Consider the following 16,688-nt stretch of genomic DNA (forward strand, 5'->3'; position numbering starts at 1 on the left):
GCTACATCTCGATCCAGAGATGGTCAATAAGGATCGGCTCGAGGTCGGCATCGCGTCGATGTGTCGACTGCAACGAAGCAATCCCGGTCGCGCTATTGTGTTCCGCCAAAGCCAGCTTGTCGTCCGCGGACCAACCTTGAACCGCGGTGGCGACCAACCCATCGATCCATGCATCGAGCTGCGTGCGCCAGAAGGGTATGTCTCGGTCCTGGACGTAGCCAATCATGGCCGCGCGAGCATGTCCTGCAGCGTGATGACCTGCCTTGAATCGTTGAATCCCGCCAGTGGAGCTGAACTGGCTGAACACATACTCCCGCTCGTCCCGATCCTTGCCGGTCGGGGTCGGCAGCCGTTTGCACTCTATGGGCAGGAGAGTGCGATACTCGCTGTATTCGCGGCCGGCGATCCAAATAAGGGCGCCACTGGGTGCGACGACGAGATCGATGGAACGCCCCGCGCGAACATCGTCGGGCTCTTCGCGACGGAACTGCAGGAAATCCCATCCAGGCGAGTGGCGACTGAAGCTGTTCAGTCGCGCGCAAAGCTGTGCCGTCAATCCGGTTTCGCCGGTCTTGGCCGGCCGTCTAGGATCGTCGCGCCAACCAGGCAACGCTGCGGCAATAAATCCGACCAAAGACGCCAGCCATTCTCCCGGAAAATGGATGTCGGCGCCGAGCGTGCCGGTCTGAACCGTGGCCCCGTCTTCGTCCGCCAGCACGCTAGAAACCCTGTGCCCGAAGATCCGCGAGAACATCATCGGCATCGCGCAACGCAATCGACCGCGTCCAGAACCGGTGCCGATCGGGCTTGAGAAGAAAGACGAAGCCCTGATCATACAGGCGCGTAATGCGTGTGATCGTCAGACTGGAGCCGCGACGCTCCTGCAACAATGCATCCAGCTTCGCCCGCAGCTCATCGGCACCCGACCAGTCTACGACCCCATCCCCGAAAACATACGCGCCGCATATGGCGCCGGTCCAATGGTAGCGATCCACAGCGCGTAGCGGCTTGCGTGGGTAGACGGCGTTAATCTGCACGGTAAAGGTCGCGTCGAACTTGCCGAGCGCGTCTTCGGGCGCGACGCGCATCAGTGCCGACCCCGTGCCAAGCCGGACGAACTCGCGCTGATAGTCTACAATGTCCTGAGCGACGATGCGCTCATTGTCGCTGAGGTCGAGATCCTCGTCTTCCGGATACGGTAGGGCGAGGATGTCCGCCTGCAGGATTGCAGTGGCGCGCTGCACGAAGAGGCTGGCGCTGATCCCCGCGACATACGCCCTGAGCACGGTTTGCTCCTTGCGCAACCACGCCTCGATCGCCTCCAACCGGGTAAGATCGCGCTTCTTTGCCGCAAAACCCATAATGCGGTGCTTGTAGGTCAGATAGTCGCCCTGCCAGAGCCCGTGATGAAGATCCTCGTTTTCTTTGACCAGCAGGAACGGAGGCGTGAACCGCTTGACAGACCTAGGACCCTCGATCGGCTGGTCCGGCACTATCTGCAGATGGGTGGCATCAATTCCGGTGTCGGACAGCGCTTCGGTCGGGAGCAGCGGCTGACCGATCAAATGCTCAGCGGACCGAGACACATCCTTCCCGCCTGCGATGTAGCCTTCACCGAAGTCCCACTCGTGGCGTGTCGCGATATCCCGTAGCGTTGGGTACTGCCGGAGGCGCCTAATCAAATCGTGTACGCGGCTGCCGCCGAGGAGGTTCGATCTCCATATATCGGCGGACTCCCTCGCCTGCGTGTTCCGCACCCAATGGAGATCGTAATAGTCGATATCGAACCCTTGCTCCGCCGTGGCGCGTCCGTTGCGACGAAACACGGCGTGTAGAATGCGCCCATCCGCGACAGGTGCGACCGCCTCTATAAGTACGACGACGATCTTGGGGTCGGCCTCGCCCTTTTTGAAGAGCCCTCGAACGGAGACGAAGTCCAGGATCTCTCTCACACCCCAACGGGTGAAGATGCCGCCCCGGAACGGTGCGACGTTCTGGTTGTAGAGAAAACCAGCCGGCTCGACCAAGGCCAGTATCCCATTTGGCGCAAGAAGCTCTATCGCCTCATGCAGGAAGAGGTATGCAAGCTGCATGTCCGCAAGCAGGCCATGGGTCTTGGTGTAAGCGGCATAGCTCCGCTTGGCACCGTCCGTCGTGAGAGTCGACTCAAACGGAGGATTGCCGACCACCACTGCGACTGGTGCCTTCAGGACCCCCCGTTCCTTGGCTTCGAAGAAGCAACTCCAATGCAGCGTCACGTCGGCCAACGGCGGGAAAAGCTTCACGCTTGCGCGGATTTCCTCGGGCTGAAGGGCATCGCAGAGGCTGAGACACAAGCTGAACGCAGCAAGCTCGATAGCTCCTTCTTCAACGTCCATCCCGTGCACACGCTGGAGTAGCGGGCGCAAGTCATCGATGCCAGGACGGGCCCATCCATTGTGAAGTCGCCAGTGCAGCACCAGCCGCTTGTAGGCTTCCACCAGGAAAACGCCCGAACCACATGCCGGATCGAGGATGACGCCGTCACCGGCCATCAGCGTATCCAGCCGCTCCCAACTCAGAGTTTCCTCGAGCATCAAGCGAACCAGCGCGGGCGGCGTGTAGACCGAACTCGCGGCATCCTTGACGAAGAGCTGGTAGATATTGCTGATCAACTCCACCGGCAGGTCACGGAACGAATAGAGCCGCCACAGGCTCAGCTGGCCCGTCGCATCTTCGCGGCCCTCGACCAGTCGCGCATAGTTTGCGAGCTCGGTGCTCGCAAGCAACGCAGTGCGCTCCTCGTCGGTCAGGCGAAACACATGACCGTTGAAACGCCCTTCCAGAGCTTCCAGCAATTTCACCAACGCGGCGCCATCGCCTAGCACCTCGAAGAAGCGGGTCGCGCCCTTGCGCGCGCGGGCGAAATCCTTGGGCAGGAGAACCGAACGCTCCTCGAGATAAGCTATGAGCAGTGCGAGAATAAGCAGTCGACGGAGCAGGCGCGGCTCGAGCAAGCGACTATCGGTGAGCTGCTTGGCGAGCGCTCGAACTTCTTCGACGAGTGTACGGTGCGCCGATTTCTGCGCCGAGAGCATGAGGTCACATGCGATCGGGTCATCCCAGATTGTGCCATTCCGGATCCGCGCCGCATTCCACCACACGTCCTGAGCGGCGATTTTGGCTCCGACGGATAGACTTCGGATGGGCCGGCAAACGGGGACATTGTCTGGACCAACAAAGTCCGGTTGATGCGCGCAGCGGAACAGCTGGATGCGGCCAGGAGCGGCACGATAGACGAGAGGCACGCCGCCCCAGCTCCAAAGCCGTTTGTGCAGTTCGGCAAACTGGCCGTCATCGGCCGCGGTGCTCGCGTCGAACACAAGGGCCTGCGCGACCGGGGCACGCCCGTGCCGGGCCGCCTCGAAGAATACAGCACGCGCCCCATAGTCGCGGGCCTTCTCCATGACCGCAACTTCCTCGGGCGGGCGTCCCGACGGCGCATAACCATCGACCGCGACCAAACCATCGACGCCCGGAAAGCCACGACCTTCGCCGATGGCGAACAGCCAGTCGGCCTCGGATCCAGGACTTCCAACTTCGTCCAGCGTCATAGGCGCCACCCAAGCGATGGCCGTGATCGAAGGGCGCCGACACGCGGCCCAGGTCGCGCGCTCATTTCTGCCGCTTCTTCTTCGAGAGGACAAAGCCCTCTTTTAGGAGATCGGTCATGCTGATCCCCTCGGACACCGCGAAGCCTTTGAACTCCTTCTTGAATTCGGGGCTGACCTTGAAGTTGAGCGACTCTTTTTCGCTCTCCGGCGCGCTGTTCTCGCTGGTGCTTTCGGTTCGCCTGCTGGCCAAAGCCGCCCCCCCATGGCGCGGCGACTACCGCCCCTGGTCGCGCAACGCACCGCAAGGATACAGATTTCTGCCTTTCTTGCAATACCGAAAGGCAGAAATCGTTCTTTCCCGAAAGCCAGAAATAAAGAATTCTGGATTGGGCGACCCACCCATGCATAGCCCATCGTCGACCACCCGCGCTCGCCAAGACCTACCAAATCAAGACACTGTCCGGCGCTCATCTTGACGTTGCTACCGTCCTAGGTTCGGCGACCCTGCGACAAGAGTTGGGACACGCTGCGCGATTTCATTCGGCAGCCAAAGCAAGATCAAAACGCTGCCCTCGGGACGGAATCAAACTTGACGCCGTACTCTAGAACAAACAGAGAACCGAACGCAAGGCCCGGATCTCTGGAAGTCGATCGACCCGTGCGGCCTCACCCACTCTCGATTGAGCTTCCATTCGAGGTGTGGCAGTCGACACACTAGCATCCAGCGGGGCTCAAAGCCCCGGAGGTGGGCAATTGGCTCTTCTCGGGCAACTTCGCGCCGCAGAGCGGTCAGCGGTCGTGCTCAGCATCATCGAGACCTGCAAGCTCTGCGGCGTCGATGCCGAAGCCTACATGGCCGACGTCACCGAGCGCATCCAGAACGACTGGCCAGCCTCGCGCTGGGACGAGCTAATGCCGTGGAGCTGGGTGCGCCGCGAAGAGATGCCGCTCCCCTTGGCGGCATGAGCGCGATCGATGACATGGCGCTGTCGGACGAGGCGCTCGAGGCCTGGATGGCCGCCAAGACCAACCGCCGCCCGCTGGTGCGGACCATGTCGGCGCTGGATGGCTTCGTAACGGCGGCGGTCACCGGACCGCGGTTCCTGGATCCGCAAGACTGGATGTGCCCGCTCATGGGGTTGCCGCGCGACGTCTTGGCCAAAGGGTCCGCAACCGATCACGCCGTGTTTGCCAGCGTCGCCAGGATCCACAACCAGATCAACGAGACGCTCTTCGACAGACCGCAGGATTATGCGCCCCGATTCGCAACCAAGCCCAGCGGCGGCATCGACCCCCGGCCGTGGTGCCAGGGGTTCTACGCGGCCATGAATCTCAACATCAAAAGCTGGAGACGGCTACTCGACCTCGACAACCCCAATCACGGCCTGCTGCTGCCGATCCTGATCTACTGCGTCGACAAAAAGGGCAGGCCCGTCCTCGGTAAGCCCAGGCCGGGGCCCGAGACCGCGCATTCCATCGAGCACGAGGCCTACAAAGACATCGCCCTCGTCATTCCCGCCCTCCGCGAACTCCACTACGTCACCCGTTATGACGATCCGGAGTGATCGTCGGCCCCGCGCCGACCAACGGCTGATGTACTATAGGCGCACCAGACGATTTCGGGAAAGGTGCCTCGGCGCATCGCTTACGAGTCATCGATTGGGGTGGCAGTGGCCGATAGAGACGCGACCCATGCTTGGAAGAGCGAGCATTCGACGGGAGGTGACGTATAGCTAAATGGAAAGACGCCGAACCCCTCGATCGCGCCAGCCGCGACCCAACCGACTCGACTCCAGAGCGAAAAGAGCGCGTGCGGCTCGAGCGACTAGCGAGGAAAAAGGAATGGGCGCCTCGGCATGACTGGCCAAAAGCGGTCCAGTCAGATCAGGCTGTTCCTATTCGCTAATGGGCGGAAACGGTGTGATCGACCAATCGATCAATTCGACGGCACTTTGAAGTATTGCCTCGGTCCGAGTATGGCTGTGTGAAAAGGCGATGACATATCCCATGGAGTCTAGGCAATCGCCTTTCCTGATGATCGGCGTCTTGGGTTTAGCACACAATTTGACCTCGGCCACACCAGGTACAGCCGCCGCCCGACTGCCGTCATCGATCCAGTCGAGGGTGCCATCCTGATCGGGAAGTAGGGACCGCCAGCCAGCAATTTGCGAATGCCTTTTGCGCAAATCCCATTCGTCGCCGGTGACAAGTTTGATGTGCTCGGTGATGAGATCGATACCGTAAGCCAGCTGAATGTGTTCAGGACCGCCACCAAGGCGCGGATTGACTTCAATGACGACTGGGCCACGCTTCGTCCACCGGAGTTCAATGCACGTTGGCCCCTAGCCAAGGCTCAGAGCTTGCAAACAACTCAACGAAACATCGATACTACGCTTATGCTCGTCATCAGTTAGCGGAGCGGGAAAGATCCTGCAAGATGACCGCCACCGGCATGGTCTGCGAAATGACCCCGATGAACGACGCCTCGAAGGACATGTTCATGGAATGCTGCAAGCGCATGATGGCCATGAACGGCGCCGGCATGCCGATGATGATGATGTGCGGCGGCATGATGATGATGGGCTCGATGGCCTGAGCGCTACCGCTCTATCTTTGAGAAGGGCCGCCTAGCCGGCCCCTTTTTTGTTCAGCCGACAGCCTCGACATAAGTCATGACGAGGTAGGCGATCGCCTCGCTGCCGCCGGGGTTCCCGTAGCTGTGCGGCACATCGGCTTCGAACAGGATGGCATCGCCTTCGGACAGGTGATGCGGCGCCTCCTGGCCCGCCCGGATCTCGAGTTGGCCTTTCGCCAAGATGATGTTCTCGATCGTGCCCGCAGCATGCGCCTCGGCGTTTTCGGTGTGTCCGGCCGCAAAGCGCAACTCGTAGAACTCGACCTTCCGTTCCGCGTCGAAAGGAAACAAGGCCCGCGATGTGAATTTGCCGTCGACCGAGGTCAGGATTTTCGCATGTTGGCGGCGCAGGACCACAGTCCCTTGCACCTTTTGACTGTCGAGCAGCGTGGCAAAAGGAACGCCCAGTGCTGTGGCGATCTTCCAAAGCAGGTTGATGCTGGGAGCGCTCATGCCGGTTTCGATCTGGCTGAGCATGGCCCGGCTGACGCCTGACAGCTTCGCAAGCCGCTCAAGGGAGTGGCCTTGCCGCGTCCTCAGCCGGCGCAGATTGCGTCCGAGGACCTGTGGCAGTTCATTGGCGGCTTCATCGCTCTCACCAATTTGGATGACGTTTGAGAACGGGTCCGCCACGGCTATTTCAATTCTGCGTCGAAGGTGTTCCGACCGGATAAACCGGCATGAACCAGACCGGCACCCAAGCCATCGGCACCATGCCCGGCATCATGAAAAGGGCTTCCGGCGGACGCGTTAACTGTTGTGCATTCCGAGCATGGCGGAAGGCATCCAAGCTGACGACGTTTGCGGATTGCGCAGACATTGTGTGCTTCCTGCATGTTCCTGGCCAATTACCCAATATTAGCCGTGGGACCGTTGACTGGCAGAGTGCTCGATTCCATTTTAGGTCTCTCGGGGAAATATGAATTCCATCACGGACCGACTGGTGAGCATGGCAGTGCGATATACGGGGAGCTGGGCCTTGGCTGCGATGCAGACGCGGTGCTGGATGCAGGCCTGCCTAGGGTCGTCGAACGACGGCATTCCTGTTGGGTGCATCCACCCGTCCTGACATAGTCTGCGAAAGCACCGGTTTCCCAGCAGAGAATTACATGGTCGACCTCTACGCCGGTCGCGAAGCGTCGCCGGTGACACGCGGCACGCTGTGGCCGCGCTGCACAGCTGGGCGATCGGCCAGTTCGAGATACCAGCGCCTGACATTGGCAAAGTCGGCGAGGGCGGTCACGTGTCGCTCGATCCGCGATACCGACGGCCAGATCGCGATGTCGGCGATCGAATAGTCGCCGCCGACGTAGCGGCGGCCGGCGAGCCGGGTCCAGGGTCGCACAACCTGTCTCACTGGATTGGACATTCGCCGGGGCCGATCGCCGGTGTAGCTTCCGTCATCGATGGCGACACGATCGAGATCCGCGGACAACGCGTCCGCTTAAATGGCATCGATGCGCCTGAATCCGCCCAACAGTGCAACGACGCCAAGGGCTTTCGATATCAGTGCGGCACCAAATCTGCTGCTGCCCTTGATACGTTCCTCACACTCTCCAGGCCCACGCATTGCACGTTCGTTTCGTGGGGCAGGTACCGCCGCTATGTAGGCGACTGCCACCGCGCGGACGGCAAGAGCGTAGCCGGCTGGCTGGTCGAGAATGGCCTAGCCGTAGATTGGCCCAAATACGGTCACGGGAACTATGCGGAGCAGCAGGCGGCGAAGGTTGTCGTGTGGCTTGGCGTGTTTTAGGCGCCCGGGGATTGCCGCGCCGAACCTGCCGAGGGCGCTAAACCATCCAGCAGCCAGCCGCTCGGCATCATCAGCCGCCCTCAGGTAGCGCAGAACTGACAGCTTTCGGATTCGGACCTTTAGAAGCGAACGTCCATACCTGCGCGAGCTGCCGGAGTGAACCGTCCACCGACGCCACGTTTCAGCGCTGCATCTCGTCCAACCCTTTCTGAACGCTCCTGCGATTACGTGAGCGACGTGAAAACGTTCATCCGCCTGCAATTCGTGGAATACATGATGACCGGCGTGCGGCCGAAGACCGATACGGAGCAGTGATCCCGCGCAGCTTCAAGGACGCCGGAGAAATGCGTCGTCAAAAAGCACACGGAACTGGTCTATGGCCTCTTCAAAGCGGTCAAATCCTTCCTGCCTAAGCTTCGCTGCAAATGCGATGCTAGGGTCGGTTCCGACGATGGCAGACCAGTAGTATTGGACCATCCCCCGCGCGTCCCGCTCGTTGAGCCGCATTATGGTGTAGTTGATCCCCCTCCTTAGGCTGTCTGATGTTATCGGGGACGCAAGGATCGGGTCGAAGACGTGCTCGTGCAGAAAAGCTAGGATTTCTCGTTCCTTACGGCCATGAACTCTCGGCATGTCCACATCCCAGCAATTGGCGGTGTTTATTCTTCCACGCGCTGTGTATCATACACCTTCAGTCCTGGCCGAGAATGCCGTATTTGCAGGCACATTGCGGGGCTTTGGGTGGCTCTTTTTAGCGAGGAGTTAAAGGGCGCAGTAAGTTTCCGCGTACGTGAAGGACGTTGCCCGAAAGTTTGAGAGGGGAAACGCCACTGAACACACCTATCGCGAATGTCTGGTCACACTCTCCAATGCGCTGTTGGCCAACTAATACAGCCTTACGAATGAGCCGAAACGGCAAAAATGTGGGGCTCCCGACTACATCCTGGAAAAGGGCGCAGTGCCCGTTGGCTACATCGAGGCGAAGAACATCGGTGCCTCACTCGACCAGATGGAAGGCGGTGAGCAACACCGTTGGCATCGCGAAGGTCGTCAAGGGTAAGGTCTTGCTGCAGCCGGACTAGGTCGAGCGCTTTTTGACCTATTTCAAAGCCTTCGCTGACTATCGCACTCAGACAATCCGAAATTCAAAACTGCTCGCACAGGTGATGGCCGTAAGGCGATCCTCGTGAAGGACGTATTTACGCGGATCTTGGCAAGCGACGAAAACTCCGGCCTTCACGACTAGTATAATGCCTTTAAACAGGTGCCCCGGCACACGGTTATCCGGATATGTAGTTATCCCGATCAAATCAAGGATCAGTTTCTTAACAATGTGAGGCTCGCCTAGTTTTGGAATAAAATCGACCAACTCCTCCGTTGCCGTGTTAAGTTGCTCCCCACTCCGATCCATCGAATTCGGCCGCTACCTTTTGAACAGCCACCGCATCCTTGATTTTCTTTAGTGCCGCGATCTGCGCATCCGCAGTGGTAGGTGCGTCTTCGGCCGAATCTATAGCCTCAACGTCTGCCTTCATTTCCGCAATGACTTTCGAGTGTACTGCTGCCTCAACTCGGGTCTCTTTACCGATCTTTCCTTTCAGTTTCGGCCACGCTCTGCGGAACTCCCGCATCGCCCGATTTCCAACTCCGACTTCCTGCTGGCGGAAGGCGTAACAAGCTTATTAGGAAAGTTGGAGAAAAAGGCGATTTCAGGCCGAATCCTGCTTTTCACGCTCAAACAAAATATTGAATTTCATTTTCTTTTTGCTAGGCTTGAGATCGGTCTTTTCTGGGGGTGGGGTGATGGCTATTCGGCGAGACGCGGCAACTCTTGGTGCTGGTTGGAATAAGACTCTAGTCAATTATGCTCTCGCGGTTCGCGCACTGGACAAATTGCCATTCGATAATCGCAACTCCTGGCGCTTTCTTGGGGCGATGCACGGGTTCGACGCACAACTATGGGGATCGGTCGGGTTGCTGTCCGACGGAGAACAGATCCCGGCTGACATCAACGGCGACTATGGCAACCAGTGCCAGCACGCGAGCTGGTATTTCGTTGCGTGGCACCGCGGCTATGTTGGCGCGTTTGAGGCTGTCGTGGCGGCTAAGGTCAAGGAACTGACCGGCGACGACTGGGCGCTGCCCTATTGGAACTACCTCGATTCGTCCAATGCCGACGCGCGCAAACTGCCACAGGCATTCCTAGCCGACACTATGCCCGACGGTACGGAAAATCCGTTGAAATATTATGGCGGGACAGCGATGCGCGACGCTGCCGTGACCGCGATCAAACCGGGGTCGCGCGACAAGTTCGACCTCGATTCGATGGACGAAGATGATTTTTTGGTCGGCAACCAGGGCGGGATAGGTTTCGGCGGAGGCATTTCGGGTGGGTTCATCCAGTTCGGCAACTGGACCGGAGATCTCGAGAGCAACCCGCATAACATCGTTCACGTGCTGGTAGGCCGAGGCGGCGGCTGGATCGGCGATCCGATCACGGCGGGCATCGATCCATTGTTCTGGCTTCACCATTGCAACATCGACCGGTTGTGGCAAGCTTGGATGGGCGCGCCCGGCAAGCATATGGTCAACGACCCGCGCTGGTACCATGGGCCGGCCGACCGCGCGTTCATCATGCCAGTCGTGGGCGGCAACAAACCCGGAATCAGCTTCGGCGGGCAGGATTGCCTTGCAGAGGGTCTGTTCTTCCCGCAATACGACGATCTCACCAAGGGAACAGGGGTCACTCAAGGAGTTCAAGCCGTGGCGCGCGTCAGCATGGGGCCATCGGAAAGCCAGACGGTTGAAGTGATTGGCGCCAACGCCGGACCTGTCCGGGTGAGCGCTGAGCCTGCCATGACCGAAGTCGCGGTCGACTTGCCGCGGGCCAATGCGGCGGTGATGTCGATGGGGGTGACCGAGCTAGGCGAGGTAGTCTCGCGGCTCTATCTTGCGCTCGAATCGGTAAAGGGTAACCTCGCGTCGGGCATGCTCGATGTCTACCTTGATCTGCCCGAAGGGGCGAAGCCGGAGGAGCACGCCGAGAAGCATGTCGGCAGCGTGGCGCTTTTCGGGCTCAACGTCGCTTCGAAGCCGGATGGTCCGCACGGCGGCAATGGGCTGAGCTACACCATCGACGTTACCGACCAAGCAAAACAGTTCACCGCAGCGGGCTTGGGCAAAGGCCTGCTCAAGGTCACGCTGCAAACACGCGACGGCCATTCGGGTGACGCCACGATCACGGTCGGCCGGTTAAGCCTGATCAAGCGCACCGGCAAAGTCGGTTGATACGCGGGGCGCGGCTATGACCGGTATGATCGAGCACTTTCGCCGCCCACCGTGGCCAGCGCTGCTGGGTGTCAGCGCAGCCGGCTACGTGCTCTGGCTGTTGGGCTCGATCGGCGTTCTCCCGGCTGCCGTGTGCGGTCCCGGTGGAGGAGGTTGGCCCGGTGGCGTTGAACTGTGGGAGGTAGTCGCGGCTACGCTCACGCTCAACTCGCCCGGATCCCTGGTGACAGGTTGGAGTATGATGCTTGTGGCGATGATGCCGCCTTTGGTGGCGGCGCCGATTGTGCATGTCCAGCAATCGAGCCTGGTACGGCGCAGGGCACGTGCCGTCGCCGGCTTCCTTGTAGGCTATTCGATGGTATGGCTCGCCATGGGCGTCCCGCTCGGATTGCTCGCAATGCAAGCGCAAGCCGCCTTTGGCTCTTTGGCATTCCCGCTTGCCGTCGCCGTGGCGTTGATATGGAGCGCGAGCCCTGCCCACCGACGGTTACTCAATCGCGCCCATCGCCTACCACCGATCAGCCTGTTCGGCATGCGCGCGGACGGTGATTGCCTTGTCTTCGGAATCGACCACGGCCTGCTGTGTGCCGCCACCTGCTGGGCATGGATGCTGGTGCCTCTGCTGGGCGGAGGCTGGCATTTTGCGGCGATGCTGGCGACCGGAACGATCCTGCTGGCCGAGCGGCTGAGCTTGCCCCGGACGGCACAGTGGCGCATGCCCGTGGCCATGGCGCTTGCTCTGCGCCTGCGCGCGCACCTCTTTCCGCTCGTATTGAACCGGCGCCATGGCTAGGCGTGCCTGCTTGGCTATAGGCGTCGGCATCGTCGACCCACCCACGCCAGGCTCGGCGATGAAGTTCGGCTATCTCAGCGGTGCCCCGATCGCGGCCAAGAACCTCGGCGAATGGGCCCGCAGCGCGGGCTTCGGCGACGCCAATGTGCGGATCGTGACTGACGAATACATCGGCAACAAGCCCAACCCGGTTACCCGCGAGCGGGTTCAGGCCGCGGTGGATGAGCTTTTCCCGGACGCAGCGGAGACGGTCAGCCACCTGATCCTCGGGTTCTGCGGCCACGGTCTCACCGATGAGAACATCAAGGCGATTTCCTGGCTGTTCAGCGATTCGCTGGCGCAGAAATACCGGGTCAAGGCAGACCTGTTCTATTCGGAGCTGCTCTTGCACGGCATCGAGCGGCTTACCTTGGTGAGCGACGCCTGCCGCGAGGCACCCAAGGATGTGAATCTGCAGCGGCTCGACGCGGTGCGCGGGATCGTCGTCCAGGGTCAGCAAGTTGACAGCCCGCGGTTCGACAGCTTGGTTGCCTGCCAAGATACCCAACTGGGGTTCATGGTCGCCGAGCAGAACAATCCGGCCAAACCCGGCAAGTGTGTATTTTCTGGCGTGGTCGCGGACGCCCTGTGGGGGAGTGAGCCATCGGCGTTCGACGGCGACCGGATCACGGTGCGCAGCCTGGGCGATTGCCTTCAGGAACGCACGCCCAAAGTGGCCGAAAAGTACCGCCTCAAGCTATTTCCCGACTGCATGACCAACCCGGCGCCGGCGATCCTCTACGATAAGGCCGCGGCGCCGGCGGGCCCGCCAGTCCTGCAGGCATGGCCGGCCGTGGGAACGTCATCGGTGATGGGGATGATCGAGAAGGCCGCAGTGGCCCCGGTCGATGCTACTAAGGTGCTCCAGCGGTTCAACACCGACGCCGATTTTCGCGCCGACGTTCTTAGCGTCGGGCACACGCCGCTGCCCGGCGAAGCCGTCTTCGTGGGCTTGCCCAAGGCGAGCGCCCCGGTCGTGAGAGGGCTCGTCGTGCTTCAGGCCGATCGCGCCGCATGGGGGCCCAAAGCAAAGAGGTTCGAGCGCGGTCTAGTAGGTCGGTTGGCGGCTGAATCCGCTAAGAGCGCGCGCAACAAGGCAAGCGGCGACGTTGGGCGGAGCTTGAGCCAGCTCCGCACACCGGAGCAAGAAGGCCGCTCGAACCTGATCGTGGCCGAGGCCGGCGCGACAATTTGGTCCCGGCACGGCTTGGCGCTCGGCACTCGGACCCGCGCACGCGAGGGGTTCCGAGTTCCGGATTCCCCTGCCGGCGCGCCTAACCTCGTCGAACTCTCTGACGGAAGGTTCGTGCCGTGGGTGCCCTACAGCGGGCTCTACACCGTCATGAAGCGCAGTCGGCTGGGCGACGTTTTCCAAGCCTACGGGATGCCGATCCCGGGCATGTCAGCCAACTTCACGAGCGGGGTCCGGACGCTGGCGGACTTCGCGTCGGGCCAGATCGTGCCGGGGGACGTGGCTCAGATCGCCGCCGGTTTGCGCGACGGCAAGCACCGCGATCCGGTGCTGGGGGTGATCTGCGCCTATCTCTATCGCGCCGTGGCGGACTTCGACAACATCCGGCGGATGGCATACTACTACGTGGACAATGCGCAGCCGGTCCCGTTCGACATCGTGCTCCTCGGCGAAATGAAGGTCGTGCGAGCTGCTGCTGGCGGGTTCACCGTTCACGTTCCAGCGGTGAAAGACGGAGACGAGTACGCCGCAAGGGGACTGCCAACCTATGCATTTGCGCAGACGCCAGCCATCATAGGGACGGTAGGGGGATGGTGTCCATGGCTTGGCATTGGTTGGGACTATGTCGGGGAACCGCGCCAAGACTGGGCGGTGCTGGTGGAAGGCCTCGCCGAGCTGGCAAGCAAGGTCCAGCGTCGCGGTTTTACCTGGCTGCCGAAGCAGCAGGGACGTATGTTGGCCCGGCAATGGGGGCTCGGGACGCCGATGCGTCATAGAGCGTAATGACCGCTGCAGCCTCGGGTTTGGTACATGGCAAACCGCCCGAAGCGAAACTTCGGAAACGGACTGGCCGCTCCGGCCCCAAGCGGTCTGTGTACGGTTCCCCAATTAGGGATCGAGCCTTCCTGCAAGCTTTTCGAGCTTTCTGGATCGCGCCTAGTCGGAATTGAGTGAGGAGGCATCGACTTCCTGGGCGCGTGCCTTCCTGATCGTGAACGTCAGCACGAAACCCCTATAGTTCAATGTGCTGAACGGCGGCTATGCGCCTCTTCTGAGCCGCCCACCACGCGACACGCCGCGCTCGAAGCTGCCCTTGCTTCATCTCTACCGAGCGAACTGCCGCAAGGCGCGTTTACGCGGCATCATGGAATATTCAGAACTGCTCCCAGCCGCGGACCTTGATAGGCAGCGCCGCGGCAGGCATCCAGCACCAAGGTTGGACCAGCTTGCAGCCCTTCATCCCGGCGGCGGCTGCATTCGGTGCTGACAGGCCTGGTGCCCGCCCCGATAGACTAAGCTCAATCGAGCAAGCGCATTAGCGATTCGATGTCTGGAAACGCCTGATCGAAGTCGGTCTCGTGGGTCGTCAAACAACAGCCCGGGGACGCAAATTGCGATCGCCTCCAATCGATGATCTCGTCGGCGACCGGCGTCTTCGCTCCCGCAAGGCGAAGTATCGAGCGCACGGTGGCAAGGCCGACATCGATATCCTCAGTGACGTAGGCAGAGGCCGGATCGAGTTCGATGGCGTCCCCGGCACACTTTGCAGGGATGGGGCGGCCGGCGAGGGCGGTTAGGCTACGGAAACGGTCCGTAAGAGTATGTTCGTCGTTCGCGTCGTATTGCAGAAGGATCGGCGCAACGAACGACGTGTCTCGCGGGATCAGACGTCGCCCGTGCTGCAGCTCTTCGTCAAGCCGCAAAAGCAGCCTCGACGAGGGCAAATCCCAATCGATGAAGAACTCCATTTCGAGGCGGTGACGTTTGACGTCCTTGCCGCCAAAGAGCGAATAAAGGCGAATGGGATTGACGATGGAGTTGGATGGGCTGAGTTCGACATTCACGTAGTGCGAAACAGGCACAGTGGGGACATCGAGCACGCGGGTCAGCAATTCACTGACGGCGCGGGACCGGCAGGCGGGCATAGTGCCGACAAAGGTCTGCCGGCGGATGCCGCCTATCGTCACGCTGCGGCCAGGAATGTGGCTGCGGACGACAAACGGAATCCTCTGTGTTCCAAAAAGGCAAGAGGCGTGCGGAATGATGTTTCGGGCAGCGATGCCGAAACCTCCAAAGCCCGGTATGGCACCGACCACCATGCGCTCCGAAACATAAGCCGAAATTTGCTTGAGCATCACTGCAATTTGGGAGGCGGGCACGCAGACGGCGACAATGTCACTGCCTGGAATGCAATCGCCGGCCGACTGTGACACCATCTCCAGAGGCGCGGCAATGCTCTGGCGGGATGGCAACCTGCCTCGAAGTTTATCTGACCACACTGCCGCGTCCGAGACCAACACGCGCACCGAATGGCCCAGATATCCGCTTATCAGGGCAATGGAATGCGCGATCGGCCCGTGTCCGCATACCGTTATCCTCAGCAAGGTCGGCCCTCGCACATTCGACCTTGATCATACCAGCGCACTATGGCTTCGCAATTCGGCATCGCGACGCCCCTGTTTCTGGCCAGTTCGACGATGTAGGAGAGACCTTCCCCGATATCTTCGCGGAAGAAGCGATGACTGCGGTCAAGTGCAGTGCCCTCTCCATCCAAGATACAGGGCAGACGCACTTCGCTCAGCCTTCTTTCATCTCGAATCTCACGGGTAAGCTCTGACGGGGACGGGGTCGGACGACGATCCACAAGGGTGCGAATGAACTTTCTCGAGAGATTGGCGGCATCGCGCAGGGCTGCCAATTCCTTGTGCAGGGCGAGCAGCACCTTGGAAGCACCGTCGTCCCAGTCCGCGTAAAACCTGTCGTTGCACGCCGGCCGAGGAGGTGTCGCACACTGGCTGCTGAAAAGGCGTGCGGGATGGATCAGCGGATTGCCCGGCGAAACGGAAACATATTCGAATTCCGGGGCCATCACAAAATGGAAAGGAAGCAGCGCCGACAACAGTACGCGAGCGCGGGCATTGTGGGCCGGGTTTACGGCGGCGGCGACGACTGAATTGCGGACGCCAATCAGTTCCACCGATGATCCGGGCTGACGGATCCGGCATATGATCGGGCTACGCTGAAGCCCTGCCGAAACCGCGTGAATTTTCAGATCAATCAATGATTGAGCGAACCGTCCGGTGCCTTCCCAACTTAGCAGCAGGGCGCAGTTCGCGATCCGGTCGGCGATCTCACCGAGGATGTCGTGTCTCGCAGGTGTCGGCACTGCCAAGACAATCATGTCGGCGTTGCGAACGGCGGTCCCGAGGTCGTTTTCGACGGTTGCCACGCCGATGGCGTAGGTGCCGTTTTCTCCAAAGCACATCAACTCTCGGCTTTGGGCTCGCTCCCAGCGCCTTCCCCAGAGGGCGACGTCCAGTTCAGGCCGGGCGCCAAGAATGGCAGCGAGCGTATGACCGACGCTGCCACTGCCGATGATCGCGACTTTGACCAAG

17 protein-coding genes and 1 pseudogene are annotated in these 16,688 nt (G+C 60.7%); 8 read left to right on the plus strand and 10 right to left on the minus strand.

Annotated features, from left to right (window positions below):
* Position 1 precedes the first annotated feature (1 nt).
* Together LHFGNBLO_RS03235 and LHFGNBLO_RS03240 are read right to left on the minus strand one after the other, a co-directional pair.
* The gene (locus LHFGNBLO_RS03235; RefSeq protein ID WP_258600077.1) at positions 2 to 763 is read right to left on the minus strand and encodes a hypothetical protein; all 762 of its coding nucleotides are present in this window, start codon (positions 761 to 763) and stop codon (positions 2 to 4) included.
* The gene (locus LHFGNBLO_RS03240) at positions 720 to 3,593 is read right to left on the minus strand and encodes a class I SAM-dependent DNA methyltransferase (protein WP_258600078.1); all 2,874 of its coding nucleotides are present in this window, start codon (positions 3,591 to 3,593) and stop codon (positions 720 to 722) included. Before LHFGNBLO_RS03240 ends, LHFGNBLO_RS03235 begins: the two co-directional genes overlap by 44 nt.
* A 116-nt stretch (positions 3,594 to 3,709) precedes the next feature.
* Between LHFGNBLO_RS03240 and LHFGNBLO_RS03245 the strand changes: the two genes are divergently transcribed.
* The 3 genes from LHFGNBLO_RS03245 (at position 3,710) to LHFGNBLO_RS03255 (ending at position 5,158) form a co-directional block, all read left to right on the plus strand.
* Complete coding sequence (locus LHFGNBLO_RS03245) at positions 3,710 to 4,069, plus strand: hypothetical protein (RefSeq protein ID WP_258600079.1); 360 nt, start codon at positions 3,710 to 3,712, stop codon at positions 4,067 to 4,069.
* A gap of 277 nt (positions 4,070 to 4,346) precedes the next feature.
* Positions 4,347 to 4,559: a transposase domain-containing protein gene (locus LHFGNBLO_RS03250; RefSeq protein ID WP_413774619.1), complete on the plus strand. Its 213-nt coding sequence runs from the start codon at positions 4,347 to 4,349 to the stop codon at positions 4,557 to 4,559.
* Positions 4,556 to 5,158 (plus strand): UPF0149 family protein, encoded by a 603-nt coding sequence (locus LHFGNBLO_RS03255; protein WP_258600080.1) that lies wholly within the window; start codon positions 4,556 to 4,558, stop codon positions 5,156 to 5,158. The genes LHFGNBLO_RS03250 and LHFGNBLO_RS03255 overlap by 4 nt, the downstream gene beginning before the upstream one ends.
* Positions 5,159 to 5,488: 330 nt before the next feature.
* On the opposite strand, the pseudogene LHFGNBLO_RS03260 reads toward LHFGNBLO_RS03255, so the two are convergent.
* A pseudogene (locus tag LHFGNBLO_RS03260) lies at positions 5,489 to 6,019 on the minus strand (hypothetical protein); the annotation flags it as partial.
* Between the two features lie 11 nt (positions 6,020 to 6,030).
* Here LHFGNBLO_RS03260 and LHFGNBLO_RS03265 point away from each other — a divergent pair.
* Positions 6,031 to 6,189, plus strand: a complete 159-nt coding sequence (locus LHFGNBLO_RS03265; RefSeq protein WP_258600081.1) for a hypothetical protein — start codon at positions 6,031 to 6,033, stop codon at positions 6,187 to 6,189.
* A 51-nt stretch (positions 6,190 to 6,240) separates the two neighbouring features.
* Here LHFGNBLO_RS03265 and LHFGNBLO_RS03270 read toward each other — a convergent pair whose 3' ends face one another.
* From LHFGNBLO_RS03270 to LHFGNBLO_RS03280, 3 genes are all read right to left on the minus strand, one after another.
* On the minus strand, positions 6,241 to 6,861 hold the full coding sequence (locus LHFGNBLO_RS03270) for a helix-turn-helix domain-containing protein (RefSeq protein WP_258600082.1): 621 nt from the start codon (positions 6,859 to 6,861) through the stop codon (positions 6,241 to 6,243).
* A 7-nt stretch (positions 6,862 to 6,868) separates the two neighbouring features.
* Complete coding sequence (locus tag LHFGNBLO_RS03275) at positions 6,869 to 7,048, minus strand: hypothetical protein (RefSeq protein ID WP_258600084.1); 180 nt, start codon at positions 7,046 to 7,048, stop codon at positions 6,869 to 6,871.
* Positions 7,049 to 7,348: 300 nt separating this feature from the next.
* Positions 7,349 to 7,573, minus strand: coding sequence for a hypothetical protein (locus LHFGNBLO_RS03280; RefSeq protein ID WP_258600550.1), 225 nt, complete (start codon positions 7,571 to 7,573; stop codon positions 7,349 to 7,351).
* On the opposite strand from LHFGNBLO_RS03280, the gene LHFGNBLO_RS03285 reads away from it, so the two are divergent.
* Positions 7,472 to 7,981, plus strand: a complete 510-nt coding sequence (locus LHFGNBLO_RS03285) for a thermonuclease family protein (RefSeq protein ID WP_319944157.1) — start codon at positions 7,472 to 7,474, stop codon at positions 7,979 to 7,981. The two genes, LHFGNBLO_RS03280 and LHFGNBLO_RS03285, sit on opposite strands and share 102 nt — an antisense overlap.
* A gap of 327 nt (positions 7,982 to 8,308) precedes the next feature.
* Here LHFGNBLO_RS03285 and LHFGNBLO_RS03290 read toward each other — a convergent pair whose 3' ends face one another.
* On the minus strand, positions 8,309 to 8,614 hold the full coding sequence (locus LHFGNBLO_RS03290) for a hypothetical protein (RefSeq protein WP_258600091.1): 306 nt from the start codon (positions 8,612 to 8,614) through the stop codon (positions 8,309 to 8,311).
* A gap of 752 nt (positions 8,615 to 9,366) precedes the next feature.
* Positions 9,367 to 9,612, minus strand: coding sequence for a hypothetical protein (locus tag LHFGNBLO_RS03295; RefSeq protein ID WP_258600093.1), 246 nt, complete (start codon positions 9,610 to 9,612; stop codon positions 9,367 to 9,369).
* 172 nt (positions 9,613 to 9,784) lie between these two features.
* Here LHFGNBLO_RS03295 and LHFGNBLO_RS03300 point away from each other — a divergent pair, with 172 nt between their 5' ends.
* Genes LHFGNBLO_RS03300 through LHFGNBLO_RS03310 form a run of 3 tightly spaced genes read left to right on the plus strand, consistent with a single transcriptional unit; the run spans position 9,785 to position 14,076 of the window.
* A complete protein-coding gene (locus tag LHFGNBLO_RS03300) occupies positions 9,785 to 11,269 on the plus strand; it encodes a tyrosinase family protein (protein ID WP_258600095.1) in 1,485 nt (494 codons plus the stop codon).
* Between the two features lie 16 nt (positions 11,270 to 11,285).
* The gene (locus tag LHFGNBLO_RS03305) at positions 11,286 to 12,062 is read left to right on the plus strand and encodes a DUF2182 domain-containing protein (protein ID WP_258600096.1); all 777 of its coding nucleotides are present in this window, start codon (positions 11,286 to 11,288) and stop codon (positions 12,060 to 12,062) included.
* A gap of 58 nt (positions 12,063 to 12,120) precedes the next feature.
* Positions 12,121 to 14,076, plus strand: a complete 1,956-nt coding sequence (locus LHFGNBLO_RS03310) for a hypothetical protein (RefSeq protein ID WP_258600097.1) — start codon at positions 12,121 to 12,123, stop codon at positions 14,074 to 14,076.
* A gap of 515 nt (positions 14,077 to 14,591) precedes the next feature.
* Here the strand turns inward: LHFGNBLO_RS03310 and LHFGNBLO_RS03315 are convergent.
* The gene (locus LHFGNBLO_RS03315) at positions 14,592 to 15,677 is read right to left on the minus strand and encodes an NAD/NADP octopine/nopaline dehydrogenase family protein (protein WP_258600098.1); all 1,086 of its coding nucleotides are present in this window, start codon (positions 15,675 to 15,677) and stop codon (positions 14,592 to 14,594) included.
* The gene (locus LHFGNBLO_RS03320) at positions 15,671 to 16,687 is read right to left on the minus strand and encodes an NAD/NADP octopine/nopaline dehydrogenase family protein (protein WP_258600099.1); all 1,017 of its coding nucleotides are present in this window, start codon (positions 16,685 to 16,687) and stop codon (positions 15,671 to 15,673) included. Before LHFGNBLO_RS03320 ends, LHFGNBLO_RS03315 begins: the two co-directional genes overlap by 7 nt.
* Between the last annotated feature and the right edge of the window lies 1 nt (position 16,688).

Origin of the sequence: Mesorhizobium sp. AR10 (assembly GCF_024746795.1) — a bacterium.
Lineage (GTDB): Bacteria > Pseudomonadota > Alphaproteobacteria > Rhizobiales > Rhizobiaceae > Mesorhizobium.